The organism is Limnohabitans sp. (assembly GCF_040401495.1).
Classification (GTDB): Bacteria; Pseudomonadota; Gammaproteobacteria; order Burkholderiales; family Burkholderiaceae_C; genus Limnohabitans.
Genome location: NZ_JBBAOI010000013.1, coordinates 22,767 through 49,185, shown reverse-complemented (window position 1 = coordinate 49,185; position 26,419 = coordinate 22,767). Strand labels below are relative to the sequence as shown.

Sequence of the window (26,419 nt, the reverse complement as noted above, 5' to 3'; positions counted from 1 at the left end):
CTTCAAAGCCCTTTGCGGACAGCTTGCAGCAAAACGGCATTGATGCGGGTTTGCCATCCAGGACCCGTGGCGTTGAACGCATCCAATACATCTGCGTCGACCCGCATATTGAGTGTGGGTCGTTTCACTTACAATTTCTTGATGATGTAAGAGTCAGGGCCAAATCTTGAAGCGCTACTGGCGTAAGAAAACCCCTTTGCTTACACGGTTATGATCTCGCCCCATGCCGAAACACCTTTTGATACCCTTGCTGATGCTGGCTTTGGGCGCACACGCTGCGCCCAACAACGCCGCGCATGACGAGCTTGACCTGCTGCTGATTGAGCGTGGCGTGGTCAAGGCCGTGGCGGATGTTGGTCAAAAGGTAGGCACCGTCGGCCAAAACTTCGGCTCTCAAGCCTCTGAATTGGTGGTCAATGCCATGGGCTATTTGGGCGTGCCTTATCGCCGCGGCGGAACTGGCATCCAAGGTTTTGATTGCAGCGGCTTTGTGCAAGCCATGTACGAGAACAGCTTGGGTTTGGTTTTGCCGCACAACGCCAAGGCGCAGGCTGCAGCCACCGATAAAATTGACAAAACTGAACTGCAGCCTGGTGATTTGGTATTTTTCAACACTCTGCGCCGTGCCTTCAGCCATGTCGGCATTTATGTCGGTGAGGGCAAGTTCATCCACTCGCCACGCCCAGGCGGTGAAGTTCGTATCGAAGACATGCGCGAGAGTTATTGGGTCAAACGCTTCAATGGCGCACGTCGGGTCAATCCTGAGTTAAACAACACGGTTTCTGACGCCTCTTTGCGATAAGCTAGGCCTAAGCTAGTAGGTTTTCGCGCAAACCGCTGTCGCTTAGTCTGTTCTTTTTCAGAGAAACGCCATGTCTGAACCCCTATTGATTGCCCGCAACGCCTCGGCAGAGTGTTTTTTGCTGCCCCAACTGACCAACCGCCACGGCCTGATCACAGGCGCCACCGGTTCGGGCAAAACCGTCACCTTGCAAACCATGGCGCAAAGCCTCTCGCGCATTGGCGTGCCGGTGTTCATGGCCGACGTCAAGGGTGACCTGACGGGCCTTAGCCAAACGGGTAAGCTGAGCGACAAAATGGCCGCCATATTGAAAGAGCGCGGCTTGGAGATACCCGCTTTTGCGCCCTGCCCCACCACCTTGTGGGATGTGTTTGGCGAGCAGGGCCACCCGGTGCGCGCCACCGTCAGCGACATGGGACCGCTGCTTTTGGGGCGCATGCTCAACCTCAACGACACCCAAGAGGGCGTGCTCAACTTGGTGTTCAAAATCGCCGACGACCGTGGCATGTTGCTGCTAGACCTCAAAGACCTGCGCGCCATGCTGCAGTATGTGGGTGACAACGCCAAAGAGTTCACCACCGAGTACGGCAATGTCAGCGCCGCCAGCATCGGCGCCATACAACGCGGCTTGATGCAAGTCGAGCAACAAGGCGGCGACAAGTTCTTTGGCGAGCCCATGCTCGACATCCACGACTTCATGCAAACCGACGGCAACGGCCACGGCATGGTCAACATCTTGGCGGCCGACAAGCTGATGAACTCGCCGCGCCTGTACGCCACGTTTTTGCTGTGGATGCTGTCCGAATTGTTCGAGCAACTGCCCGAAATCGGCGACCCTGATAAACCGAAGCTGGTGTTCTTTTTCGACGAAGCGCATTTGCTGTTCAACGAAGCCCCCAAGGCCTTGATCGAGCGCATCGAGTTGGTGGTGCGCTTGGTGCGCTCCAAAGGCGTGGGCGTGTATTTCGTCACTCAAAACCCGCTGGACATCCCCGACAGCGTGCTGGCGCAATTGGGTAACCGTGTGCAGCACGTGCTGCGGGCTTTCACGCCGCGTGACCAAAAAGCCGTGGCCGCCACCGCCCAAACTATGCGCCCCAAAAAAGGCTTGAACATTGAAGCGGCCATCACCGATTTGGCCGTGGGCGAGGCGCTCATCAGCCTGCTCGACGCCAAGGGCCGCCCGAGTGAAACCGAGCGCGTGTTTGTGTTGCCCCCCGGTAGCCAGCTTGGCCCCATCACCGCCGAGCAACGCCAAGCCTTGCTGCAAAGCTCGTTGGTGGCGGGTGTATATGAAAAAACCGTGGACCGCGAATCCGCTTATGAGTTAATCAAGGGTCGAGCTCCCGCCATGGACGAGAGCGCTGTGCAAAAAGCGCAGACCCAGCTCAAAAGCACGAGCACCGACGAGGGCGGTGGCTTGATGACAGGCGTTTCTGACATGCTGTTTGGCAGTTCCGGCCCCAGGGGCGGCAAACGCGACGGCGTGGCGCAACTGGTGGTAAAAAGTGCGGTACGCACCGTTGGTTCGGCCATTGGCCGCGAAATTGTGCGCGGCGTTTTAGGAAGTTTGCTGGGCGGCGGCGGTCGCAGGAGATAAGCATGAAGCTCAATGATGTACCCATGACAAGCTCAACACCCTATGACCAAGCTTTCTTGGAAGCGCACTGGATGCCCTTCACAGGCAACCGCAACTTCAAAGCCAAGCCTCGCCTCATCGCCAGCGCCAAGGGCGTTTATTACACCGATGTAGACGGGCGCCAAATCTTGGACGGTTTGTCGGGCCTGTGGTGTTGCGGACTAGGCCATTCGCGCCCCGAGTTGGTGGAAGCGGCAGCCCACCAAATGGCAACACTGGACTACTCCCCCGCTTTTCAACACGGCCACACCAAGTCCTTCGAATTGGCCAACCGCTTGAAAGCGCTCACCCCAGATGGCCTCGACTATGTATTCTTCACAGGCTCAGGTTCAGAAGCAGCAGACACCTCTTTGAAAATGGCCCGCGCTTATTGGAGGGCTAAAGGCATGGGCAGCAAAACCCGATTTATTGGCCGCGAAAAGGGCTACCACGGCGTGAACTTTGGCGGTATTTCGGTAGGTGGCATGCCCGGCAACCGCAAAACTTTTGGCCAAGGTGTCGAGGCTGATCATCTGCCGCACACCCAGTTGCCCGAAAACGCTTTCTCCAAAGGCATGCCTACGCATGGCGTGCATTTGGCAGAAGAACTTTTGCGCCTGATTGCTTTGCACGACGCCTCCAATATTGCGGCTGTCATCATCGAACCTTTTTCGGGGTCGTCAGGCGTGGTCATTCCGCCGGTGGGCTATTTGCAGCGCATCCGCGACATCTGCACCGCGCACAATATTTTGCTGATTTTTGACGAGGTCATCACCGGCTTTGGTCGCTGTGGCAGTTACACCGGCGCCGAATCCTTTGGTGTCACGCCCGACATCATGAACGTGGCAAAGCAAATCACCAATGGCACCCAGCCCTTGGGTGCGGTGCTGGCAAGCGCGGATATTTACAACACCTTCATGGCGCATGGCGGCCCCGAGTACATGCTCGAGTTCGCGCATGGCTACACCTATTCAGCCCACCCCGTGGCCTGCGCTGTGGGCTTGGCTGCATTGGACGTGCTGGTTAAAGAAGACATGCTGGGTCGCGTCAACAACATCGCGCCTTACTTTGAAGCGGCAGTGCACAGCTTGAAAGGCGTGCGCCACGTCACCGATATTCGAAACTATGGTCTGGCCGCTGGTTTTACGCTTAATGCGCTGCCGGGCGAGCCCGCCAAACGTCCCTATGAAGTCGCTATGAAATGCTGGGACAAAGGCTTTTATGTGCGCTATGGCGGGGACACGATTCAGCTCGCCCCACCTTTCATCATGGAAAAAAACCAAATCGACAGTCTGGTTCAAGCCCTTGGCGAAGCTTTGCAGGAAACCAACTGATATGACACAGCTATTAACCCGCTTGGTATACATCAGCCGTGCGGTGGGGCCACAAACCACCACGGTCACCACCCAAATTTTGGAAACAGCACGGGCTTTTAACAAGTCGCACAACCTTACTGGTGTGCTTTGCCAAGGCAAGGGCTTGTATGTGCAAGTGCTCGAAGGCGAGCGCAGCGTGATCAACAGCCTTTACAGGCGCATCGTTGCTGACAATCGCCATGACCAACCCGACATCGTGTCTTTCACTGACATCAACAGTCGGGAATTCGGTTCGTGGTCTATGGCGCTGGTGAACCTAAGCATGGACGACCCCATGGTGGTCATGAAACACCCAGAGTTTGATCCTTACTCCGCCAACAGCACCGCCATCATTGGGTTGATCACCGACTTACTGACATCAGCTTCAGCCATACAAGACCCCGCTTGAGGCCTGGGTTTACTTGTTGCGGAAATTGTCGTGACAGTTTTTGCAAGTGCCTCCGGTTGCACTCACAGCAGCTTTCAAGTCGTCTAACTTGCCGGTTTTGGCAGCGGCACTCAGTTTGACCACCTCGGCTTGCATTTTGTCAGCAGCGTCTTTGAATTTGGCGTTGTCCGACCAAACTTCAGGCTTGGCCTTGGTATTGCCGCCTTGGTCGGTGCCTTCGCCAAAAGCGGTCCATGGTAATTTGGACATGAACTCCACCACGGCAGCGTTGTCGGCAGCAGCTTTGGCATCATAAGGAATTTTGCCCTGTGCCATGCCAGCCAAGCGACCGAAATGCGCACCCATCACCGCCAAGGAACTTTGACGGTATTTGATGGCATCCTCGGGTTTGGCGAACTGGGCTTGTGCAGACGAGAAGGTGAAACTGCCGATGAGTAACATCGAAGCAAGAGATAGAAATTTCATGAAAGGCCCCTTTAAATAATGTCTGAGAAGTTTAGCGTGAAGGTATGGGACTTACCCACACGGGTTTTCCATTGGAGTTTGCTGTTGGCTATCTGCGGGTCGTTTTACGCCGTGTGGATTGCCCAAGACATGGTTTTGCACAGCCGATTTGGCTATGCGGTTTTGGCTCTGTGCCTGTTTCGCTTGGTGTGGGGCGTGGTGGGCGGCCATTGGTCGCGCTTTGCGTCCTTTGTGCCTTCATGGCGGCAAACCCGTGCCTACCTGTCTTCCACTGACGCTGACATGGTCAACCCAGGCCACAGCCCCTTGGGTGCTTGGTCGGTCTATGCCCTGCTTTTATTTTTGCTCTTGCAAGTCGCCAGTGGTTTGGGCAGCGATGACGATGTAGGGTTTAACGGACCGCTCACACCCTTGATACCTTCAAGCTGGGTGTCTTTTCTCACCACCTACCACGCCGATGTGGGCAGATGGGTGTTGATTGGCCTCATCGCTTTGCATGTGGTGGCGGTGCTTTTTTACACATTGGTGAAACGCCAAGCCTTGATTCAAGCCATGTGGCACGGCGTAAGGCAGTGGCCGGTGGATGCAGTGGCCTCTGTGGATACATGGCCTAGGCGTTTGGGGGCTTTGCTGATCATCTGCGTCATCGCACTGGGTATCGCTGCCTTGCTGCAGCTTGTGTAGGTACTTGCCGCAGGCTCGTCCTCCCCTCCATGCTGTCACAACGTCGGCTACGGCCGACCTGCGACACACACCTTACGAGGCAAGACATCAGGCTTTATCCAAATGCGCTTGCATGCCCCTGCGCGGTGAAGGTCCGACCTCTGGCGCATAGCCCAAACGTGTCCACATTTGCACAGTGTCTGCGCTGTCCTTGCCACCTAAAAGTTGGTGAATGGCTTTGTAGTTTTGCGCCTGCTCAGGGTACTCTTGCAAGGCCTGCGACAAAGGGTGCATACGCAAGCCTAGGGCAGTAGCTGCGAGTTGCAAGCGCACATAAGCACGGCCACACAGCATTTGTGTTGTGCGGGTGTTGTCCGTGGTGCTGAGCCACACACAGGCGGGCGTGGCCGTCATTTTTTCGTTGAAATCGCTGATTTGTCCTTTGACGGCCGAGCTGTCTGGCTCTGAAGGCTTGCTGCGGTCAAACAAGCCGAGTACCACCAAACCGCGAATCATCGGCGTGTTGAGGGAAATACCATCGCGGTAATGTGCTATTTCTTGCGGACCGACCCGCAACACCTTGTACGACTCCAGCAAAGTGCGTGGGGTTTGCATTTCAATGCGCCATGCGTCCATGGCAATTTGCCGGTGTTGCTGCATGCTGGCTTCGTCTGCAGTGACCAAACCAAATTTGACAGGCAAGCCCTTGACGCTATCGGCCAAGGCCTGGCGTGCTTGGGCATTGGGGATGCGGTTTTCATAAAGCCCACGGTGGGTATGTCGATGAAAGATCTGCGCAAATAAAGGATCTGCTTTAACGGCATCGTCCTTGACCAGGCGAATGCTGACGGTGGGTCGGCCATCGGGCGCTTTGGCATCGAACTCACCCTCAGGGAACAGGTTGATGTCGGCGCGGTAGCCCCTTTGTTTGGCAGCCATGTCCAACAGCTCTAAAAAAGTCCCTTGGCTGATGACGAGCTGTCGCGACCATGGGTCAGTTTCGGGCAACAAGCGCTGCAAGTCCATGCGCAGCACGATGGTGTCTGGGGTGTCCAGATTCACCAACCAAGACTGCAAATTGTGGGCGTGGGGGGCTAACAAAGCGTGAGAAAGCGCCCAGCGACGAATATCCAAATCATCCGCGGGTGGCTGCCAAGCAACTATCGCCTCGGGCGGCAAGGCGCTGCTGCAACCAGACAGGCTGCTGACAGTGGCGGCGGCTATCACACCACCCCCTGCGATACGTAAAAATTGACGTTTATTCATGCTTTTCTCCCTTGAAACTGTTGTGGATGTATGCATTGTGTTGAAGCACTGAAAATTGCACAATTGCATAAAACCAAAACACAACTATTCATTTATGAATGACAAAAACTTCAACTGGTCTTTGATCCCCTCGTTTTTGGCGGCCTTGGAACACGGCAGTTTGATGGGCGCGGCGCGGGCGACCGGAGTGAGCCAACCTACCTTGGGGCGGCATATTGCCGAATTGGAACAACAATTGAATGTGCTGCTTTTTGAGCGCACAGGCCGCGGTTTGCAAGCCACACCCAACGCTTTGGCTTTGGCCGAAGCCGCCCAAACCATGCAAAGCGGCGCAGCCAGTTTTTCGCGCTTGGCCAGTGGCAGCACCGCCAGTTTGCAGGGCTTGGTTCGCATCACCGCCAGCCAACCGGTGGCGTGTTTTTTGTTGCCGCCCATCTTGGCAAACATGCGACGGTCCTTGCCCGAGGTGACGGTGGCGCTGGTGGTCAGCAACGATGTCAGCAACTTGCTGCGCCGTGAAGCCGATATTGCCCTGCGCATGGTGCGCCCCGAGCAAAGCAGCCTCATCGCCAAGCAAATCGGCCACATCGCCATTCGGGCCTGCGCACACCGCGACTATCTGCAACGCACAGTCACCCCCGTGCAAGTCGCCGATTTGCTTAACCACGATCTGATCGCAGGCGACCACAACAGTGATGTTGAACTGGGTTTTGAGGCGCAAGGTTTTGCGGTTAAAGATTTGCAATTTGCCTTGCGCAGCGACGACCTGATCGCCCAATGGGTGGCGGTCAAAGCGGGTTTGGGAGTGGGCTTTATGGCCGACTACTTGCTGCGCAGCGAGCCTTCAGTTCAAGCTCTGCTACCCGAGTTGGAACTGCCCCAATTCCCCATGTGGCTCACCGTACACCGAGAGCTGCAAACCAGCGCTCGCATTCGTGCTGTTTACGATTTTTTTGCTGAGCAGGTGGGGCAAAGTTTGAAGGTTTAGCATTGAGAGCGGCTTTGCATTTAAACGGCGGGCAGTTTTCTCATCGCCACCTCAAACAAGGGGTGCGCCAACCACCCCGCCAACCAAGCCTTCACGGCAGGCAAAGGCAAGGCCTCAAACCATGCCGGATCCACCGCCGCAAACTGGCGCACAAACGGAAAAATGCCGATGTCTGCTGCGCAAGGGGTGGCGCCGCCCAGCTGGGGCTGGTCTTTCAATTGCGCTTCCAAGGGCTTTAACAGCACAGCCATGGCTTTGCTGGCGTGGTGCTCGGTGCCCAAAGCGTCGCCAAAGCGCTGCGGGTATTTGTAGCGGTCTAAGTGGTACTTGAACTCGCCATCGCAAAGCGCGACCAATGATTTATTTTCAGAGGATTGCGCCCTTGCCCACCAAGTGTCTTTGTCGCCGTTCTGCCCATAGGCCCAGCACATGATGTCCCAGCTTTGCTCCAGCACCTCGCCATTGGCCAAGACCAGCACCGGCACCGTGCCTTTGGGCGACACCGCCAACATGGCGGGGGGCTTGTCGCGCAACGAGGTCAATTCATGCGCTTGGTATTCCACACCCGCTTGCAGCAAAGCCATGCGAGCGCGCATGGCGTAGGGGCAGCGGCGGTAGGTGTAGAGAAGGGGTTTTGACATCAGCCGTTAAAGGCGCCAGATGCTTATTTACGTGCCGGCGGCAAATCCGTGCAAGACCCATGCGCCACCTCGGCCGCCATGCCAATGCTTTCGCCAAGCGTCGGATGCGGATGAATCGTCTTTCCAATATCCACCGCATCTGCGCCCATCTCTATAGCGAGTGCAATCTCACCAATCATGTCGCCCGCATGGGTGCCTACGATGCCGCCGCCCAAGATCTTGCCGTGGCCATGGGTTTCCTCGGAGTCGTCAAACAAGAGCTTGGTAAAGCCCTCATCTCGGCCATTGGCAATGGCTCTGCCTGAGGCAGCCCAAGGGAACAAACCTTTCTTTACTTTGATACCTTGCGCTTTGGCCTGATCTTCGGTGAGTCCCACCCAAGCCACTTCGGGGTCGGTATAGGCCACGCTTGGTATCACTCGCGCATCAAACGCAGACGACGCCAACTCGTGTTTGTCCAGCAACTCACCGGCAATCACCTCTGCAGCCACATGGCCCTCATGAACCGCTTTGTGCGCCAACATGGGCTGTCCCACCACATCGCCAATGGCAAAGATGTGTGGCACATTGGTGCGCATTTGCTTGTCCACTTGGATGAAGCCGCGGTCAGTGATATCCACACCGGCTTTATCGGCTGATATTTTTTTGCCGTTTGGGGTACGACCCACGGCTTGCAACACCAAGTCATACAACTGCGGCGCGGGTGCGCCTTCTCCTTCAAACGTCACCTCGATACCCTTGGCCATGGCTCTGGCGGACACGGTTTTGGTTTTCAGCATGATGTTGTCAAAGCGCGGCGCATTCATTTTTTGCCACACCTTCACCAAGTCGCGGTCCGCACCTTGCATCAAGCCATCCATCATCTCCACCACATCCAGCCTCGCACCCAGCGTGCTGTAGACGGTGCCCATCTCTAGACCGATGATGCCGCCGCCTACGATCAACATGCGTTTAGCTGTCTTGGCCAATTGCAATGCGCCAGTGCTGTCGACCACGCGGGGGTCGTCGGGCATGAAGGGCAAATGCACCGCTTGACTACCCGCTGCGATGATGCAGTTTTTAAAACTGACCACTTGGGTTTTGCCGGTTTTGTCTTGCGCTTTGCCGCTGGTTTCTTCCACCGACACATGGTTCGCATCGACAAACACACCGTAGCCACGCAGCACAGTGACCTTGCGCATTTTGGCCATGGCCGCCAAACCGCCGGTCAGCTTGCTGATGACTTTTTCTTTGTGGCCACGCAAGGTGTCAATGTTCACCTTGGGTTTACCAAAGTCTATGCCCACAGCAGACAGGTGGCTCACCTCGTCCATGACGGCTGCCACATGCAGCAAGGCCTTAGAGGGAATGCAACCCACGTTCAAACATACGCCACCCAACTCGGCGTAACGCTCGACGATGGCTACTTTGAGGCCCAAGTCTGCGGCACGAAAGGCCGCGCTGTAGCCGCCAGGCCCGCCACCTAAGACCAGCAGGTCGTAGTCGCGGGGTTGGGTGGTCACTGCGTGTCCTCTTGGGGGAGAAACAGTCTGGGGTAGCTTTACTTCGCTAGCCAAGACAGGGGCTTGTTGCGCTTGACTCGCAATGACACTGTCGGTCAGTTCGGCGCCAGAGGCAGAGGCAGTCTCAAGGACCAACACCACTGAGCCCTGCTTCACCTTGTCACCCAGTTTCACTTTCAATGCACTCACGACACCAGCATGTGAAGAGGGAATTTCCATGGACGCTTTGTCACTTTCCACAGTGATCAGGCTTTGGTCTACCGCCACCGTGTCGCCCACTTTCACCAGCAGCTCAATCACCGCCACTTCGTCAAAGTCGCCGATGTCGGGTACTTGAATATCAGTATTTGCCATGACTGTCCTTGGCGTTAAAGCAAGACGCGACGGAAATCGCCGAGTACTTGGCCCAAATAGGCATTGAAGCGGGCTGCAGCTGCGCCATCAATCACGCGGTGGTCCCAAGTGAGTGACAAGGGCAGCATCAAGCGTGGCACAAACTCTTTGCCGCTCCACACTGGCTCCATGGTGCTGCGACACACTCCCAAGATGGCCACTTCTGGGGCGTTAATGATGGGCGTGAAATAGCGCCCCCCAATACCACCCAAGCTGGAAATGGTGAAGGTGGCACCCGACATTTCAGCGGGACTGAGTTTGCCTTCGCGGGCTTTTTTAGCCAATTCACCCATCTCAGCGCTGATTTGCAAAATGCCTTTTTTGTCTGCATCTTTGAGCACAGGCACCATCAAACCGTTGGGGGTATCAGCCGCAAAACCGATATGCCAGTATTGCTTGTAAACCAGCGCATCCCCATCAAGCGAGCTGTTGAACTGGGGAAACTTTTGCAGCGCTGAGACGCAAGCTTTAATGAGGAAAGCCAGCATGGTGACCTTGATGCCGCTTTTTTCGTTTTCCTTGTTGGTCAACACACGAAAAGCTTCGAGATCAGTGATGTCTGCATCGTCGTGGTTGGTAACAGCGGGAATCATCACTGCGTTGCGCAGCAAATTGGCACCGCTGATTTTTTGAATACGTCCTAACTCTTTTCGCTCGATGGGACCAAACTTAGCGAAGTCCACCTTGGGCCAAGGGATGAGGCCTAGGCCTGCACCGCCCTCGCCAGTTGGCGCCTTGCTGCTTTGCGCTTGGGTAAGGGTGTCTCCCGCCATGACTGCGCGGCTGTAGGCTTGAACATCTTCTTGAGAAATGCGTCCTTTGGGGCCGCTGCCTTTGACTTCATGGAGTGGCACACCAAGCTCACGCGCAAATTTGCGTACCGAGGGTGAGGCGTGGGGCAAAGTGCCATCCGCAGGGGACGGTTTCACTGGTGTCGCCGCGAGTCCAGTGGTGGGTAATGGAGCGACAATGACGGGGGCTTGGAATGCTTGACTCACACTGACAGTTGCAGCTGCCGTGACTGGCGGTGCCACAGCAAGACTGGCGGGCGGTGTTGGCACTGCGAGACCCGTGGCCGCTGCAGTCTCCACCAGCACAATCACCGAGCCCTGCTTGACCTTGTCGCCAAGTTTGACACGCATTTCCTTGACCACACCCGCATGCGAGCAAGGGATTTCCATCGAAGCCTTGTCAGACTCCACCGTGATCAAAGACTGTTCAGCGCGAACTTTGTCGCCCACTTTCACCAACAACTCAATCACCGCCACTTCATCAAAGTCGCCAATGTCAGGGACCTTCACTTCCATTGTTGCCATGTGTTTTCTCCCTTGATCAAGCGTGCAGCGGATTGATCTTATCCGCCTGCAATTGGTATTTTTGAATAGCTTTGGCAACGGTTTCGGCTGGCAATACACCATCTTCACTCAAGGCCTTGAGTGCAGCGATAACGATGTAGTGGCGATTCACCTCAAAGTGTTCGCGCAATTTGCTGCGGAAATCGCTGCGTCCAAAACCATCGGTGCCCAATACTTTGTAAGCGCGACCCGCAGGGATGTAGGCGCGGATTTGTTCGGCATAAGCTTTCATGTAATCGGTGGACGCCACCACCGGACCCTCGTGCGGCGTCAACTGTTGCGCCACAAAGGATTCACGGGGTGCATCGGTGGGGTGCATCAGGTTCCAGCGCTCGGCCTCAGCACCATCGCGGGCCAATTCGTTGAAGCTGGGGCAACTCCACACGTTGGCCGCCACACCCCAATCGGCGGTTAACAAGTCACGCGCAGCCATGGACTCGCGCAAGATGGTGCCCGAACCCAGCAGGTTCACGCGGGGCATTTTTTTCGCGCCTTCAGCAACTTGCAACAAATACATGCCTTTGATGATCTGTTCTTCTGTACCCGCTGTGAGGCCGGGCATGGGGTAGTTTTCATTCAGCAGGGTGAGGTAATAAAACACGTTCTCTTGCTTTTCCACCATGCGCTTCAAACCATGTTGCATGATGACCGCCACCTCATGGGCAAAGGTCGGGTCGTAGCTGACGCAGTTGGGAATGGTGCCCGCCAAGATGTGGCTGTGGCCGTCCTCGTGCTGCAAGCCCTCGCCGTTCAAGGTAGTACGGCCTGAGGTGCCACCCAGCAAAAAACCTCGTGCTTGCATGTCGCCTGCAGCCCATGCCAAATCACCTACACGCTGGAAGCCAAACATCGAGTAATACACGTAAAACGGAATCATGATGCGGTTGTTGGTCGAGTAAGACGTTGCCGCCGCGATCCAACTGCTCATGCCACCTGCCTCGTTGATACCTTCTTGCAAAATTTGACCCGCTTTGTCTTCCTTGTAGTACATCACCTGGTCTTTGTCCACAGGCGTGTACTGCTGGCCATCAGGGTTGTAAATACCAATTTGTCGAAACAAGCCTTCCATGCCAAAGGTACGCGCCTCATCCACCAAGATGGGAACTACACGTGGACCTAAGGCTTGGTCACGCAATAACTGGGTGAGAAAGCGCACATAAGCTTGGGTAGTGGAGATTTCTCTACCCTCTACCGTGGGTTCGGTGATGGCTTTGAAAGTCTCCATCGAGGGCACGGTGAAGTGTTCATCCGCCTTGGTACGTCGGTGGGGCAAATAGCCGCCCAAGGCTTGTCGACGCTCGTGCAAATAGCGCATCTCGGGGGTGTCGTCAGCGGGCTTGTAAAAAGGCAGCTTGGACAACTCGCTATCGGGAATAGGAATATTGAAGCGGTCGCGGAAGATTTTGATGTCTTCGTCGGTCAGCTTCTTGGTTTGGTGCACCGTGTTTTTGCCCTCACCCGAGGAGCCCATGCCAAAACCTTTGACGGTTTTGATCAGCAGCACCGTGGGTTGACCTTTGTGCTTGACCGCTGCGGCGTAAGCGGCATACACCTTTTGCGGGTCGTGGCCGCCACGGCGTAAATTCCAAATATCGTCGTCGCTCATCTTGGCCACCATCTCCAAGGTGCGCGGGTCGCGGCCAAAGAAATGCTTGCGCACATAAGCGCCATCGTTAGCTTTGAAAGCTTGGTAATCGCCGTCAACGGTTTCCATCATGATGCGGCGCAGAGCGCCGTCTTTGTCGCGGGCGATCAACGGGTCCCAGTTGCTGCCCCAAATCAGCTTGAGCACATTCCAGCCTGCACCTCGGAATTCGCTCTCCAGCTCTTGGATGATCTTGCCGTTGCCGCGCACTGGGCCGTCCAAACGCTGCAAATTGCAGTTGATGACAAAAATCAGGTTATCGAGTTTTTCGCGGGCCGCCAAACCAATAGCGCCCAAAGACTCCACCTCGTCCATTTCACCGTCACCGCAAAACACCCAGACCTTGCGGTTTTCAGTATTGGCAATGCCGCGTGCGTGCAAATACTTCAAAAACCGCGCTTGGTAGATGGCCATCAAAGGCCCGAGGCCCATGGACACGGTGGGAAACTGCCAAAACTCGGGCATGAGCTTTGGGTGCGGGTAGCTGGATAAGCCTTTGCCATCTACCTCTTGACGGAAATTGAGCAACTGCTCTTCGCTCAGGCGCCCCTCTAAATATGCACGTGCATACACGCCGGGCGACACATGGCCTTGGATATAGAGCAAGTCGCCACCATGGTTTTCGTTTTCGGCGTGCCAAAAATGGTTGAAGCCTGCGCCAAACATGTGGGCCAGCGATGCAAACGAGCCAATGTGCCCACCTAAGTCGCCGCCATCAGCGGGGTTGTGGCGGTTGGCCTTGACCACCATGGCCATGGCGTTCCAGCGCATATAAGCACGCAAACGCTCTTCAATCTCGATATTGCCGGGACAACGCTCTTCTTGGTCGGGTTCTAAGGTGTTGACATAGCCGGTATTGGCAGAAAACGGCATGTCGATGCTGTTTTCTCGGGCATGTTCAAGCAGTTGCTCTAACAAGAAGTGGGCCCGCTCTGGTCCTTCAGAGGCGATGACGGCTGAAAGCGCGTCCATCCATTCACGGGTTTCTTGGCTGTCACTGTCATTCAAGGCGAAGGTACGCAAGGGTTCCGTTTGAGCGGCCATGGTTTGTCTCCTTATGGGCATTACTTTCTCAAAGTGTCGCACGTTTCAATGAAAATTTCAAATAGTGCCAGCTCTTTTCTTAATGTGAAATATTGAATCTTCTGGCGAATTTTTTAAGTACCTGGTGCCCTAAACTTAAGCGTCATGCAATTTCAAAAAATCTCCCAACTTATCAAGCCACTTACCAGGCGCTGGGTCGCTTGGTGGAAAAAACAAACGCCTAACCGTCAAGACAGGGTGGCCATGTTGGCTCCCATGGGTGCAGTTGCCATTTTTCTTCTAACGATTATCAGCAGCGTGGGTTACTTACGCTATGAAGAAATGGAACGCGAACAAGAAAGTGTTCAGCGAGATTTGGAATACGCCAACCAAAAAATGCGCCTGCATTTACTGGAACAGCAAGAGCACATGATGAAGCTTGCCAGAGATATTGGCGGTGAAAAGCTAAGCGTTCCCGAGTTTGATGAGCAGTCTTCAGACCTTCTCAAGCAATACCCCGAAATCAATGCCATTCTTTGGGTTGATGAGTACCGGCGCGTCAAGGCACAAGCTAGCAGCAGCAGTTTAGACATGATGCATCTTCACCGTCAAGACGCTTGGCTTGAACACCCAGAAACAGAGGATACCTACTCACTCGCTAAGGAGCTTAGACAAGCTATTTTTTCACCACCTATCACCATCAAGCCGCGTGAAAAAATGGGCCAAGTCGAAACACAAATTCAATTCCACATCCCTATGAGCAACAACACCCATTTCAGGGGTGTGGTGATGGTTGAGTACTCCATCGAAGGCTTGTTGCGATACACCGTACCTGCTGAAGTCACAGCCCGTCATGCAGTTGCTTTGGTGGATGGCAACAATGCCATGCTGGCGGGACAAAGTATCAAGCCGCGCACTGGTTTGTGGGAGTATTCCCCTTGGGAATCCAAGGCCTATGAATACATCGTTCCTATCTCCACCATTGGCAACAGTTTGCAACTTCGCGCACAAGCCTATCGCACCTCCCAAGTTCTCATAGGCAGCGGTCTTTTCTGGCTGGTGATGTTGCTCAGCGGTATGACCACCTGGATGTTGATTGGTACTTGGCGACACACTCGCAGACGCTTTCAAGCCCAACAAGCCTTGATCACGGAGACCAACTTCCGACGTGCCATGGAAAACTCTGTGCTAACCGGTATGCGAGCGATGGACATGAACGGCCGCATCACGTATGTCAACGCAGCTTTTTGTCAAATGACGGGCTGGAGCGAGGCCGAGTTGGTAGGCTCGGGTTCACCTTTTCCGTATTGGCCTGACGAAGACCGTGAGATGCTGCAAATCAAGCTCAACGATCAACTCAACGGTCGTACCACCGTCAGTGGTTTTCAAATTCGAGTTAAGCGCAAAAACGGCAGTATTTTTGATGCCAGACTTTATGTCTCGCCTTTGATTGATGCGGTTGGGCAGCAAACTGGTTGGATGACCTCAATGACTGACATCACTGAACCCAACAAAATTCGCGAACAGCTCTCGGCTTCGCATGAGCGCTTCACCACGGTGCTTGAAGCGCTAGATGCATCTGTGTCGGTATCACCGCTGGGAAGCGCAGAGCTTCTTTTTGCCAATAAGCTCTATCGCCAGTGGTTTGGCAACCAAGGCAAGGGGCATCTGGACTTAGTAACCCAAGCAGGCACACTGCCCCTTAATGAAAGCCAAAATTTAGACAACGTTGACGATATGGTGGGTATGCCAACGCTCAACCTCACGCAAGCCCGAACTGAAAATGCAGAGGTCTATGTTGCTGAGTTGAACAAATGGCTGGAGGTGCGAACCCGTTATTTCAACTGGGTCGATGGGCGACTTGCACAGATGGTCATCTCCACCGACATCACCGCTAGACGATTGGCCGAAGAGCAGGCCGCTTTGCAAGCTGAGCGATCGCAGTCAGCCAGTCGATTGATCACCATGGGTGAGATGGCCTCCAGCGTGGCCCATGAACTGAATCAACCACTGACGGCTATCGCCAATTATTGCAACGGCATGTTGAGCCGCTTACAGGGTAAGCAAATTACTGAGGAAGAGTTAAAAGTTGCCCTCGAAAAAACCTCACGCCAAGCGCAACGCGCGGGGCAAATCATTCAGCGCATACGAAGTTTTGTGAAACGCAGTGAAACCAACCGCGTGAACTCTGCGGTTGCCCCTATCGTGGCAGAGGCGGTTGACCTTGCAGACATTGAACTGCGTCGCAGGCAAGTCAAACTCAGCTTGTTTGTTTCAGACCGCTTATCTAAATTGCATATCGACGCCATACTGATCGAGCAAGTACTTATTAATTTGTTGAAGAATGCAGCCGAAGCCATTGAGCATGCACAACGCCCCCTCCATCAACGCCATGTCGAATTGCAAGTGATTCCTAAAGAAGTAGAAGGTCAAGAGGTGGTGGAGTTTTCAGTCAGCGACACAGGCTCTGGCATGACGGCTGAGGTGATGGAACGTGTGTTTGAGGCCTTCTACACCACCAAGAGCGAAGGCATGGGCATAGGACTGAATTTGTGCCGAACCATCATCGAGTCTCACCAAGGCCATATGACAGCCGAGAACATCTACAATGGAAAATTGATAGTTGGGGGTCGTTTTTCTTTTTGGCTACCAGCCACCAAAACCTTGATACCCCTTTAATGCCTTCAGTGGCGCCTTGGAGCTTGAGATGAGTTTGATCCCCAAAAAAGGCAATGTCTACGTCGTCGACGATGACGAAGCTGTGCGTGACTCCCTGCAGTGGTTGCTCGAAGGTAAAGATTACCGCGTTCGCTGTTTTGATTCTGCAGAAAACTTTTTAAGTCGCTATGACCCGCGCGAGGTTGCTTGTTTGATTGTCGACATTCGAATGCCAGGCATTTCTGGCCTCGAACTACAAGACCGCTTGGTCGAACGCAAGTCCCCTTTGCCGATTGTCTTCATCACAGGTCATGGCGATGTACCCATGGCAGTGAACACCATGAAAAAAGGTGCGATGGATTTCATCCAAAAGCCTTTCAAGGAAGAAGAATTGGTCAGCTTGGTTGAACGAATGCTTGACCTTGCACGTGACTCCTTCAACGATTCACAAATTGCGGCCAACCGTGACGCCCTCATGTCTAAGCTCACCACCCGTGAAGCCCAAGTTCTTGAGCGCATCGTGGCAGGCAGATTGAACAAACAAATTGCGGATGACTTAGGCATCAGCATCAAAACCGTTGAAGCGCATCGAGCCAACATCATGGAAAAGCTCAATGCCAACACGGTTGCAGATTTGCTTAAAATTGCGCTAGGTCAACACGCTAAAAACTGATGTCTGCACTTCTTATCGACGGCAACGCCCTCTCGCAAAACATGCGAGCTGATTTTTCTACCCGAACACAGTCCCTCATCTCGCAAGGTATTCGCCCCGGCTTGGCAGTGGTCTTGGTGGGTGACAACCCAGCATCGCAGGTTTATGTTCGCAATAAAGTCAAAGCTTGCGAACAAGTCGGCATCCATTCACTGCTTGAAAAATACCCACATGACCTGAGCCAAGCTGATTTATTGGCAAGGGTAGATGCGTTGAATAACGATCCCTCTATTCACGGCATTTTGGTACAACTGCCTTTGCCTGCCCATATTGACGCTCAGAAAATCATTGAAGCCATTGCACCCAGCAAAGATGTGGACGGTTTTCATGTGGCCAGTGCTGGCGCATTGATGACGGGATTGCCCGCTTACTGGCCCTGCACACCGCATGGCTGCATGAAGATGTTGGAGAGCATTGGCTACAAGCTCAAAGGCAAGCATGCGGTGGTGATTGGCAGAAGCAATATTGTGGGCAAACCCATGGCACTGATGCTGCTGCAAGAAAACGCCACCGTCACTGTGTGCCATAGCGCAACCGTTGACCTTAAGCACCACTGTTTGCAAGCTGATGTGATTGTGGCGGCAGTAGGCAAGCGCAATGTGTTGACCGCCGACATGGTCAAACCAGGGGCTGTGGTGCTCGATGTTGGCATGAACCGAGATGATGCTGGTAAGTTGTGTGGTGATGTCGATTTCGAGGCCGTCAGGCAAGTGGCAAGCTACATCACGCCTGTTCCCGGCGGCGTTGGCCCCATGACCATCACCATGCTTTTGGCCAACACCTTGGATTCTGCCCAACAGTCTCTAACTGCAAAGACATGACCAACCCCCTTTTAGATTTTTCTTCACTTCCCCGTTTCAGCGAGGTTCATCCCGAACATATTTCTCCCGCCATGACACAACTGCTGGCTCAAGCCGAGCAAGCCATGGCTGAGGTGACTGAACACAACTTCCCAGCGGATTGGCTGACCATCTCAAAAGTGCTAGATACGGCCACCGAGCAACTTGGCCGCGCTTGGGGCATGGTTGGGCATTTGCAAGGCGTGGCTGACACACCTGAGTTACGTTCGGCCTACAACGCCGAATTGCCACGCATCACCGACTTCTTCACCCGCCTTGGTGCCAACGAAGCGCTGTACGCCAAGTACAAGGCAATTTCCTCCAGTTCTTTGAATGCAGAGCAGTCCCGTGCGCACACCCTCGCCTTGCGTAATTTTGTGCTGTCAGGCGCCAAACTTCAGGGGCAAGCCAAAGAACGCTTTGCCGCGATTCAAGAGCGCCTGGCTGAAATCGGCCAGCTTTTCAGTGAGCATGTGCTGGACGCCACCGATCGTTGGTCTGTGCTTGCCTTTGAAGACGAAGTAAAGGGTGTTCCTGCCGATGTATTGCAGACAGCCCAAGCGGCAGCAACGGCAGACGGTCAAACTGGCTACAAACTCACGCTCAAAATGCCGTGCTATTTGCCTGTCATGCAATATGCGCTCAGCAGCAGTTTGCGTGAAAAGTTGTACCGAGCCCATGCTACCCGCGCCTCGGCAGAGTTTGCCCATCCCCAATTTGACAATAGCGCACTGTTACAAGAAATTCTTCAACTGCGCCAAGAAGAGGCTGCTTTGCTGGGTTACGGCAACCACGCAGAAGTCTCGCTTGCCAACAAAATGGCCGAGTCGCCCACGCAAGTCATGGACTTCTTGCGAGATTTGGCACGCAGGGCCAAGCCTTATGCAGAAAAAGATTTAACACAGATGCGTGACTTTGCTCGCTCAGCGTTAAACATCGCCGATCCCCAAGCTTGGGACTGGACCTTCATTGGCGAAAAACTCAAAGAAGCTCGATACAACTTCAGCGAACAAGACATCAAACCCTATTTCACTGCGCCCAAGGTGATGGCGGGCCTGTTCAAAATTGTGGAAACCTTGTTCGAGGTGAGTATCCGACCCGACAACGCTCCAGTGTGGCACCCCAAAGTCGAGTTTTACAAAATAGAACGCGCTGGGCAGTTGGTGGGACAGTTCTACCTCGACCCAGGCGCTAGAAGCGGCAAACGCGGTGGCGCATGGATGGACGATGTGCGAGCTCGTTGGTTGCGTCCTGACACAGGCGTTCTGCAAACCCCCATTGCCCACTTGGTCTGCAACTTTGCCGAAGGGGTTAATGGACAACCTCCGCTGCTAACCCATGACGATGTCATCACCCTTTTCCACGAGTGCGGTCACGGTCTTCACCATATGCTGACGCAAGTCAATGAGCGCGATGTGTCTGGCATCAGTGGCGTGGAGTGGGATGCGGTTGAATTGCCCAGCCAGTTCATGGAAAACTTTTGCTGGGAATGGACTGTCTTGCGTCATATGACCGCGCACGTGGATACGGGTGAACCCCTGCCCCACGCTTTGTTTGACAAGATGCTGGCTGCTAAGAACTTCCAAAGCGGCTTGCAAACTTTGCGGCAAATTGAGTTTTCTTTGCTAGACATGCGCTTGCACACAGAGCCCCATCGCAGCGGCGATGTGCTGGGTGTGCTCAAAGAGGTTCGTGATGAAGTGGCGGTGTTGCACCCACCCGCTTGGCACCGCATGCCGCATTCCTTTAGCCATATTTTTGCGGGTGGCTACGCTGCTGGCTACTACAGCTACAAATGGGCCGAAGTGCTCAGCGCTGACGCCTATGCTGCTTTTGAAGAAACCGCAGCAGAAGATGGCACACCATCCCTTGAAACTGGGCGACGCTATCGCCAAAGCATCTTGGAGCGTGGTGGCAGTCGCCCTGCCATGAGTTCGTTCAAAGATTTTCGCGGTCGCGAACCTTCATTGGACGCATTGATGCGCCACCAAGGCATGGCTGACTAGTAGCGCAGAATTTGCACCCCTTCTGGGGTCGCCAGTAAACAAATATCGGCTTTTTGAAAAGCGAATATTCCTACCGTCACCACGCCAGGCCATTGGCTGATCCGCGCTTCCAGCGCCAAAGGCTCTGTGAGCTTTAGGCCATGTACATCCAAAATATATTGGCCGTTATCTGTCACCAGCGGTTGCGTGTCCCGCATACGTAAAACCGCTTGACCACCCATTTGCGCAAAGGCGCGGGTGATCTGCGGCACCGCCATAGGAATGACCTCAACCGGCAAAGGAAACGCACCCAGAATATCTACGCGTTTGCTTTGGTCAACAATGCACACAAACTGTTGTGCTTGGGCCGCGACAATTTTTTCGCGGGTCAGCGCAGCCCCCCCACCTTTGACCATAAAGCCATGACCATCGATTTCGTCGGCGCCATCGATGTAGACAGACAAAGATTGAACCTCTGACAAATCCACCACGGGGATGCCAAGGGCTTGCATGCGCTGGGTAGAAGCCACGGAGCTAGAAACAGCACCTTTAAGGGCAATAGCGCTTTGGGCCAAAGCATCAATAAAGAAATTCACTGTCGAACCCGTCCCCACACCAATCCAAGCATGCGGCTGCACATAAGCCAACGCGGCTTGGGCAACTTGCGCTTTCAGTACATCTTGGCTGGCGGGTTGGCTCATCGGTGACAATTCTATTTTTTTAGAAGAAGTCCGATTATCCATGTCCCTGTTGCCCTACGCCTTGCTGCGTCCCTTGTTGTTTGGCTTAGACGCTGAAGTGGCGCACGATGTCACGCTCAATATGCTGTCGGCGACACAACACAATTTCTTGCGCTTGGCATACCAACAAAAGCGCATCGAGGACCCTGTTCAACTGGCTGGTTTACATTTTCCCAATCGCGTAGGGCTTGCCGCAGGCTTAGACAAAAATGCCCGCTGCATCGACGCATTTGCAGCCATGGGGTTTGGCTTTGTGGAGTTAGGCACTGTCACCCCTGAAGCCCAATCTGGCAACCCCAAGCCACGCATGTTTCGCCTGCCATCAGCCAATGCTTTGATCAACCGCCTAGGTTTTAACAACCAAGGGCTAGAGAGTTTTTTGCGCAATGTGCAACTTGCGCGTTTTCGCCAAAACAACCCCAATCACATGCTGCTGGGTTTGAATATTGGAAAAAATGCTTCAACCCCCATGGAACGTGCAACCGACGATTACCTGCGTGGCTTGCAAGCGGTTTACCCGTTTGCAGACTATGTGACGGTGAATATCTCCAGCCCCAACACGCAGAATTTACGCAGCCTGCAAAGTGACACGGCTTTGTCAAACCTCTTAAGCCTGTTGGGCGAGGAACGTGCGCAACTGGCACACACCTACCAAAAACATGTTCCTATCTTTATCAAGGTTGCGCCAGATTTAGATGAGTCACAGCTTGCGCAACTGTGCATGACCTTGCAAAACCAGTGCATGGAAAATGGTCAGACCAAGGACAATGCTTGGGGCGTCATCGCCACTAACACCACGATCGCCAGAGACGGCGTTCAACATTTACCCCACGCCAACGAAACTGGCGGTTTGTCTGGTGCCCCAGTCAAGCAAGCGAGCAACCGCGTGATCAGGGCCTTGCGCCAAGGCCTTGGATCCGATTTTGCGTTGATGGGGGTGGGCGGCATTTTCAGCGCTCAAGATGCAATTGACAAAATTCAAGCCGGCGCCAATGTGGTGCAAATCTATACGGGCTTGATTTACCAAGGGCCTGCTTTGGTCACGCAAGTGGCAAAGGGCTTGAAGACCTTGAAGTGAATATCTCGCAGATCTGCACCTTAAACTCATTCCTTTATGAACCTCTCTGAATTCTCACCGAAAGACATTGCTGATTTGGCAGAAGCTTTGTCCGTACACCCCGATTACCGGGTATTGCGCCGCTTGACTCCTCGTCACAACTTTTTACCTTCTGTGCCTGCTCAAGTGCTGCAAACCGGCGTGGTACTCGATACCGAAACCACGGGCTTGAGTTCGCAAGATGATCAGGTGATTGAGCTTGGCATGATTGCGTTTGAGTTTGACCCAGTTCTGGGCACAGTTCACAATGTGCGGCAAGTGTTTGATGAGCTCGAAGACCCTGGACGCCCTATTCCACCTGAGACTATTCAGATACATCACATCACCGACGAGATGGTTCGCGGCAAACGTATCGACGACACAGTTGTTGAAAAATTCGTGGCAAATGCCAGCGTCATCATTGCGCACAATGCCGCATTTGACCGTCCCTTTGTTGAAAAGCGTTGGCCTGTGTTTGAAAACAAGCAATGGGTCTGCAGCATCAAGGACATCGATTGGAAAGGCGAAGGCGTGGGCTCGGCCAAGCTGGAGTATTTGCTGCAAACGCAAGGTATTTTTTATGAAGCGCACCGCGCTGAAACCGATTGCTGGGCTTTGCTGGAGTTGCTTAACGCTGTATTGCCGCAAAGCCAACAACCCGCTTTGCTACGCTTGCTGGAGTCACTTAACCAGCCGCAAGTGCGCTTGTATGCCACAGGCTCGCCCTTTGATTCCAAAGATTCGCTCAAAGCACGTGGCTACAGATGGGCGCCTGAGATCAAATGCTGGCACCGCCAGCTTGGGGGCGATAAAGCCTTGAAAGAAGAGCTGTCATGGCTAAAGAGCCGTGTCTACCAAGGCAAACGCGCCAGCGTGGATATTGAAACACTGGGCGGCTTGGTTCGACACTCGGATCGTCAAGGCCAAAAAACCACTCTTCCACTGGCTAGTTAGTAAGGCACAAGCTGCCAAGGCATATTGCAGGTAGGTACGTTGGGGTAATACTGCCTGGATGATTGGCAAAAATAAGCGACTCGGGGCGCTTCTATGGCCACAGGGGGTGGGGGCGTCACGATGATGGTGGTAGACGGCTGGCTGTAAGCCTGATTAGCCCAGTAAAGGCTAGAGCCAATAACGACAGCTGACGCCCACGGCACCCAACCCAGACCTCGATCGCCACGGCCACGATCGCCATGACCACCATACCCGCCATGGCCTCTACCATGGCCTGAGTAGCCATGCGAGGAATGCCCCCGCCAACCATCGCCACCAGCGATGGACAAGCTAGGCGCGACCAATAGGAGACTCAAAGCAGCGCAAAACAGTGGCTTTTTCATGGGGAATCCTTGATGAAGAGCAAATGACATGCTTTTAACGTGATCCATGGCCTCGGGGATGACAGGTAACTGATTTATGATGGCTCGCAATGAAGAAAAGTTTTTACCTCGTTTATGTGGCCAGCCTTGTTGCTGGGTTTCTCGGCATTTCGGCGCCTGCCAATGCTGACCCCTACAAATTTCCCTACGTCCACTTGCACGATCTGCCCAGCCCACTGCAAGAGGCCTATCGGAATGAGAAGCCCCATTTGGGTGAGATTGGGCGCTGCGCCGTCAGTTACGACAACAGCATGGACCAAGAAAAAATGGTCTTTACCTGCTCTATTTACGTCAAGATGTCTGCCGTCGCAGAGCGCAAAGCCATGGAGCGGTGCGACCAAATGAAAACCGCTCGCAGCATCAAAGCACCTTGCAAGGTTATTTCAGAGTAAAGCCTTGCGAGTAGGGTTTACAGAACTTGCAGGTAAATAGCCAAACAAGTGCCGTAGCCAACACACCAACAGAGGGTGCGAAAACTGGGCCAGTCCATCACATAGGCTAGGAAGTACAAGGCTCTGGCAGCCACAAACACCAAGCATAGGGTTTCAAGCAGCGCTGAATCAGCTTGAAAATGCAAGGCCAATAAAACCGCCACTGCAAAAAAAGGAAAGGCCTCAAAGCTGTTGTGCTGCGCCGCATTAGCTCGGGCTCTGGCACCTGTTTGTTCGGCCAACCATGCACGAGGATTGTGGTTATCAAAACCCTTGAACCCCCATTTGGCGCTGGCGGCTCCCAACAAGGGCATAACACCTGCCACCACAACACAAATCACAGGAATATTCATCGTTTTACCTATTTGGAAGAGCGATGCGCCAACGCTTGAATCGCCAAGGCATAGCCCTGTACACCCAAGCCTGCTATCACCCCCACCGCCACGGGTGAGACATAGGAGTGATGGCGAAAAGCTTCACGCGCAAACACATTGCTGATGTGGGTTTCAATAACGGGCAAACCAGTTCCTTTGATAGCGTCGTGCAGGGCGACAGAGGTATGGGTGAAGGCCCCAGGGTTAAACACAGCACCAATGGCTTTGCCCTGCTGGCAAAGTTGTCCATAGGCATGGATCTGGTCGATCAACTCACCCTCATGGTTGCTTTGCACAAAATGCACTTCCAAGCCCAAAGGTTGCGCGGTGGCTCTGCACAAAGCTTCGACATCGGCCAAACTGGCGTGGCCGTATTGTTCAGGTTCACGGGTGCCCAACAGATTGAGATTGGGGCCGTTGAGAATGAGAATCTTCATAAAATAAGTATACGATGGCATCTTGGACGCAAGGCGGGGGCTGTGAAGTTCAGCCATCTCAAAGCGTTCGCAGGAGCAAGCCATGATTCGTTTGGTGGTTTTTGACGCTTACGGTACCTTGTTCGATGTGTACTCGGTAAGCGCCATGGCCGAAACTTTATTTCCCGGGCATGGCAGCGCCTTGTCGGTGCTGTGGCGCGATAAACAAATCGAGTACAGCCGCTTGGTGACCATGAGTGATCCTCTGAACCCCTTGGGCAGTCGGCACTACCAATCTTTTTGGGATTTGACGCGGCTTGGCTTGCAATACGCCTGCCAAAAACTGGGGCTGGAACTCACCCCACCCAAACAAAAACAATTGATGGACCAGTACGCCCAACTCACGCCCTTTGAAGAAAACCAAGATGTCTTGCAACACCTCCAAGCCATTGGGATGCGCTGCGCCATTTTGTCCAACGGCAGCCCAGATATGCTGGCCAAAGCCGTTAGCAGCGCAGGTATGTCGGGCTTGATAGACAAAGTTTTGTCGGTCGATGAGGTGCGCCAGTTCAAAACGTCCCCGCAAAGCTATGGCTTGGTTACCCACCACTACCCCATGGATGTGCGCGAAGTGCTGTTTGTGTCGAGCAACAGCTGGGACGCGTTGGGCGCAACTTGGTATGGCTTCAAAAGCTTTTGGGTCAACCGCCAAGGCTTGCCCTTTGAGACCCTAGGACCGCGCCCAACACACAGCGGTCCTACTTTGAAAGACATCTTGCCCTTGCTATGAAGAGGTGGGTAGTGATTTGCCTCTTAGTGGGCTCAAAAGCAGTGTCTGCCATGGGTTGGTGGGACGCCAAAGAGCAGCTCAAAGGCTTTGACTTGTCGCCAACTGAGCTGAAACAAGTCAGCATTCAATCGGGTTGGTCCAGCGATGACCCCCAGTTGATGCTGTTTGAAGTAGGCAACCGCCTGAGTGGCCCCATCTACTGTGTAGGAGCCAGCTTCGAGATGAAAGACGGCAAACAGCGCCAACACGCTTTTGAACCCAAGATCTACATACCTGCCGGACAAAAAAGAAATGCCTCTATCAGAGGCATTGAAAAAAATCACCTGAAAACCTATGGATTTAGCTGCCGGTGCATGAAGAATACACCTGAGGCAGCTTGTGAAAATCCTTATAAGTAACGGGCCTTTAAGCCAACAACTCAGTTGGGGGTATTGCCACCTGTCACGGTTGGAGGCTGCGCAGCAGGTGCCGACACATTGGGCTTAGGCGCACTGGGGGCGCTACCTGCGGGGTAAACAGGCGGTGCGCCGACTTGCTGCATTTCGCCGCGGAATTCGCCGCCACGCTCAATTTGAATTTGCGAATATTCAAGCTTGCCAGACACTTTACCAGTAGCACGGATATGCAAATGGTCACGGCAGTGAATGATTTGGTGCATTTCGCCTTCGACCTCAATGGCGCGGGCAGTGACTTTGCCGGTGATTTTGCCGGACTGGCCAATAAAGATTTCTTCCGCGGTCAACTCACCATCTACAGTGCCGTAAATAGTGGCTTTTTTGGGGACGTTGAGCGTGCCCTTGAAAGTAACGCCGTTGCCAATCACCAGATTGTTGGATTGATCAATATTGGTTGCCATAAGTCAGTCTCGCTTTGAAGT

General features: G+C 53.9%; 27 protein-coding genes. 15 read left to right on the top strand and 12 right to left on the bottom strand.

The window, feature by feature from the left end; genetic code table 11:
* Positions 1-2: 2 nt before the first annotated feature.
* Positions 3-128, bottom strand: coding sequence for a BrnA antitoxin family protein (locus tag AC9UEO_RS09275; protein ID WP_509532404.1), 126 nt, complete (start codon positions 126-128; stop codon positions 3-5).
* A 95-nt stretch (positions 129-223) separates the two neighbouring features.
* On the opposite strand from AC9UEO_RS09275, the gene AC9UEO_RS09270 reads away from it, so the two are divergent.
* From AC9UEO_RS09270 to AC9UEO_RS09255, 4 genes are all read left to right on the top strand, one after another.
* Entirely contained in the window at positions 224-802 is a 579-nt protein-coding gene (locus AC9UEO_RS09270) for a C40 family peptidase (RefSeq protein ID WP_509532402.1), read from the top strand.
* Between the two features lie 70 nt (positions 803-872).
* Positions 873-2,402 carry a helicase HerA-like C-terminal domain-containing protein gene (locus AC9UEO_RS09265; RefSeq protein ID WP_509532400.1) on the top strand — a complete coding sequence of 510 codons (1,530 nt, stop codon included), beginning with the start codon at positions 873-875 and terminating at the stop codon, positions 2,400-2,402.
* 2 nt (positions 2,403-2,404) lie between these two features.
* Complete coding sequence (aptA, locus tag AC9UEO_RS09260) at positions 2,405-3,754, top strand: omega-aminotransferase AptA (RefSeq protein ID WP_509532398.1); 1,350 nt, start codon at positions 2,405-2,407, stop codon at positions 3,752-3,754.
* Position 3,755: 1 nt separating this feature from the next.
* Positions 3,756-4,184, top strand: a complete 429-nt coding sequence (locus AC9UEO_RS09255) for a BLUF domain-containing protein (protein ID WP_509532397.1) — start codon at positions 3,756-3,758, stop codon at positions 4,182-4,184.
* A 9-nt stretch (positions 4,185-4,193) separates the two neighbouring features.
* Here the strand turns inward: AC9UEO_RS09255 and AC9UEO_RS09250 are convergent, their stop codons facing one another.
* Positions 4,194-4,649, bottom strand: coding sequence for a c-type cytochrome (locus AC9UEO_RS09250; protein WP_509532395.1), 456 nt, complete (start codon positions 4,647-4,649; stop codon positions 4,194-4,196).
* Positions 4,650-4,667: 18 nt separating this feature from the next.
* Between AC9UEO_RS09250 and AC9UEO_RS09245 the strand changes: the two genes are divergently transcribed.
* The gene (locus tag AC9UEO_RS09245) at positions 4,668-5,333 is read left to right on the top strand and encodes a cytochrome b/b6 domain-containing protein (protein ID WP_509532393.1); all 666 of its coding nucleotides are present in this window, start codon (positions 4,668-4,670) and stop codon (positions 5,331-5,333) included.
* Between the two features lie 87 nt (positions 5,334-5,420).
* Here AC9UEO_RS09245 and AC9UEO_RS09240 read toward each other — a convergent pair whose 3' ends face one another.
* The gene (locus tag AC9UEO_RS09240; protein WP_509532391.1) at positions 5,421-6,578 is read right to left on the bottom strand and encodes an Acg family FMN-binding oxidoreductase; all 1,158 of its coding nucleotides are present in this window, start codon (positions 6,576-6,578) and stop codon (positions 5,421-5,423) included.
* A gap of 94 nt (positions 6,579-6,672) precedes the next feature.
* On the opposite strand from AC9UEO_RS09240, the gene AC9UEO_RS09235 reads away from it, so the two are divergent.
* Positions 6,673-7,566: a LysR family transcriptional regulator gene (locus tag AC9UEO_RS09235; RefSeq protein ID WP_509532389.1), complete on the top strand. Its 894-nt coding sequence runs from the start codon at positions 6,673-6,675 to the stop codon at positions 7,564-7,566.
* A gap of 20 nt (positions 7,567-7,586) precedes the next feature.
* On the opposite strand, the gene AC9UEO_RS09230 is transcribed toward AC9UEO_RS09235, so the two are convergent.
* The 4 genes from AC9UEO_RS09230 to aceE are packed head-to-tail and all read right to left on the bottom strand — an operon-like array spanning position 7,587 to position 14,146.
* A complete protein-coding gene (locus AC9UEO_RS09230) occupies positions 7,587-8,207 on the bottom strand; it encodes a glutathione S-transferase (RefSeq protein ID WP_509532387.1) in 621 nt (206 codons plus the stop codon).
* Positions 8,208-8,230: 23 nt separating this feature from the next.
* Positions 8,231-10,063 carry a dihydrolipoyl dehydrogenase gene (gene lpdA / locus AC9UEO_RS09225; protein WP_509532386.1) on the bottom strand — a complete coding sequence of 611 codons (1,833 nt, stop codon included), beginning with the start codon at positions 10,061-10,063 and terminating at the stop codon, positions 8,231-8,233.
* A 14-nt stretch (positions 10,064-10,077) separates the two neighbouring features.
* Complete coding sequence (aceF, locus tag AC9UEO_RS09220; protein ID WP_509532385.1) at positions 10,078-11,418, bottom strand: dihydrolipoyllysine-residue acetyltransferase; 1,341 nt, start codon at positions 11,416-11,418, stop codon at positions 10,078-10,080.
* Positions 11,419-11,434: 16 nt separating this feature from the next.
* The gene (gene aceE, locus AC9UEO_RS09215) at positions 11,435-14,146 is read right to left on the bottom strand and encodes a pyruvate dehydrogenase (acetyl-transferring), homodimeric type (RefSeq protein ID WP_509532383.1); all 2,712 of its coding nucleotides are present in this window, start codon (positions 14,144-14,146) and stop codon (positions 11,435-11,437) included.
* 144 nt (positions 14,147-14,290) lie between these two features.
* Between aceE and AC9UEO_RS09210 the strand changes: the two genes are divergently transcribed.
* From AC9UEO_RS09210 to AC9UEO_RS09195, 4 genes are read left to right on the top strand one after another with little or no spacing between them, the layout of a single operon-like run.
* Positions 14,291-16,804: a PAS domain-containing sensor histidine kinase gene (locus tag AC9UEO_RS09210; RefSeq protein ID WP_509532382.1), complete on the top strand. Its 2,514-nt coding sequence runs from the start codon at positions 14,291-14,293 to the stop codon at positions 16,802-16,804.
* 28 nt (positions 16,805-16,832) lie between these two features.
* The gene (locus AC9UEO_RS09205; RefSeq protein ID WP_509532380.1) at positions 16,833-17,456 is read left to right on the top strand and encodes a response regulator transcription factor; all 624 of its coding nucleotides are present in this window, start codon (positions 16,833-16,835) and stop codon (positions 17,454-17,456) included.
* A complete protein-coding gene (folD, locus tag AC9UEO_RS09200) occupies positions 17,456-18,316 on the top strand; it encodes a bifunctional methylenetetrahydrofolate dehydrogenase/methenyltetrahydrofolate cyclohydrolase FolD (RefSeq protein ID WP_509532378.1) in 861 nt (286 codons plus the stop codon). Before AC9UEO_RS09205 ends, folD begins: the two co-directional genes overlap by 1 nt.
* Complete coding sequence (locus AC9UEO_RS09195; RefSeq protein ID WP_509532376.1) at positions 18,313-20,340, top strand: M3 family metallopeptidase; 2,028 nt, start codon at positions 18,313-18,315, stop codon at positions 20,338-20,340. Before folD ends, AC9UEO_RS09195 begins: the two co-directional genes overlap by 4 nt.
* On the opposite strand, the gene rpiA is transcribed toward AC9UEO_RS09195, so the two are convergent.
* Positions 20,337-21,020, bottom strand: a complete 684-nt coding sequence (rpiA, locus tag AC9UEO_RS09190) for a ribose-5-phosphate isomerase RpiA (RefSeq protein ID WP_509532374.1) — start codon at positions 21,018-21,020, stop codon at positions 20,337-20,339. The two genes, AC9UEO_RS09195 and rpiA, sit on opposite strands and share 4 nt — an antisense overlap.
* A gap of 40 nt (positions 21,021-21,060) precedes the next feature.
* Between rpiA and AC9UEO_RS09185 the strand changes: the two genes are divergently transcribed.
* Positions 21,061-22,137 carry a quinone-dependent dihydroorotate dehydrogenase gene (locus AC9UEO_RS09185; RefSeq protein WP_509532373.1) on the top strand — a complete coding sequence of 359 codons (1,077 nt, stop codon included), beginning with the start codon at positions 21,061-21,063 and terminating at the stop codon, positions 22,135-22,137.
* A gap of 36 nt (positions 22,138-22,173) precedes the next feature.
* On the top strand, positions 22,174-23,109 hold the full coding sequence (locus AC9UEO_RS09180; RefSeq protein ID WP_509532372.1) for a 3'-5' exonuclease: 936 nt from the start codon (positions 22,174-22,176) through the stop codon (positions 23,107-23,109).
* Here the strand turns inward: AC9UEO_RS09180 and AC9UEO_RS09175 are convergent.
* The gene (locus AC9UEO_RS09175; protein ID WP_509532371.1) at positions 23,106-23,492 is read right to left on the bottom strand and encodes a hypothetical protein; all 387 of its coding nucleotides are present in this window, start codon (positions 23,490-23,492) and stop codon (positions 23,106-23,108) included. The two genes, AC9UEO_RS09180 and AC9UEO_RS09175, sit on opposite strands and share 4 nt — an antisense overlap.
* 89 nt (positions 23,493-23,581) lie before the next feature.
* Between AC9UEO_RS09175 and AC9UEO_RS09170 the strand changes: the two genes are divergently transcribed.
* Positions 23,582-23,923, top strand: coding sequence for a hypothetical protein (locus tag AC9UEO_RS09170; RefSeq protein WP_509532370.1), 342 nt, complete (start codon positions 23,582-23,584; stop codon positions 23,921-23,923).
* Between the two features lie 17 nt (positions 23,924-23,940).
* On the opposite strand, the gene AC9UEO_RS09165 is transcribed toward AC9UEO_RS09170, so the two are convergent.
* Positions 23,941-24,315, bottom strand: coding sequence for an MAPEG family protein (locus AC9UEO_RS09165; RefSeq protein WP_509532369.1), 375 nt, complete (start codon positions 24,313-24,315; stop codon positions 23,941-23,943).
* A gap of 8 nt (positions 24,316-24,323) precedes the next feature.
* Positions 24,324-24,773 (bottom strand): type II 3-dehydroquinate dehydratase, encoded by a 450-nt coding sequence (gene aroQ / locus AC9UEO_RS09160; protein WP_509532368.1) that lies wholly within the window; start codon positions 24,771-24,773, stop codon positions 24,324-24,326.
* Positions 24,774-24,855: 82 nt separating this feature from the next.
* Between aroQ and AC9UEO_RS09155 the strand changes: the two genes are divergently transcribed.
* Both AC9UEO_RS09155 and AC9UEO_RS09150 read left to right on the top strand, forming a co-directional pair.
* On the top strand, positions 24,856-25,542 hold the full coding sequence (locus AC9UEO_RS09155) for a haloacid dehalogenase type II (protein WP_509532367.1): 687 nt from the start codon (positions 24,856-24,858) through the stop codon (positions 25,540-25,542).
* Positions 25,543-25,553: 11 nt separating this feature from the next.
* Positions 25,554-25,940 (top strand): hypothetical protein, encoded by a 387-nt coding sequence (locus AC9UEO_RS09150; RefSeq protein ID WP_509532366.1) that lies wholly within the window; start codon positions 25,554-25,556, stop codon positions 25,938-25,940.
* 20 nt (positions 25,941-25,960) lie between these two features.
* Here AC9UEO_RS09150 and AC9UEO_RS09145 read toward each other — a convergent pair whose 3' ends face one another.
* Positions 25,961-26,398 carry a bactofilin family protein gene (locus AC9UEO_RS09145; protein ID WP_509532365.1) on the bottom strand — a complete coding sequence of 146 codons (438 nt, stop codon included), beginning with the start codon at positions 26,396-26,398 and terminating at the stop codon, positions 25,961-25,963.
* Positions 26,399-26,419 lie beyond the last annotated feature (21 nt).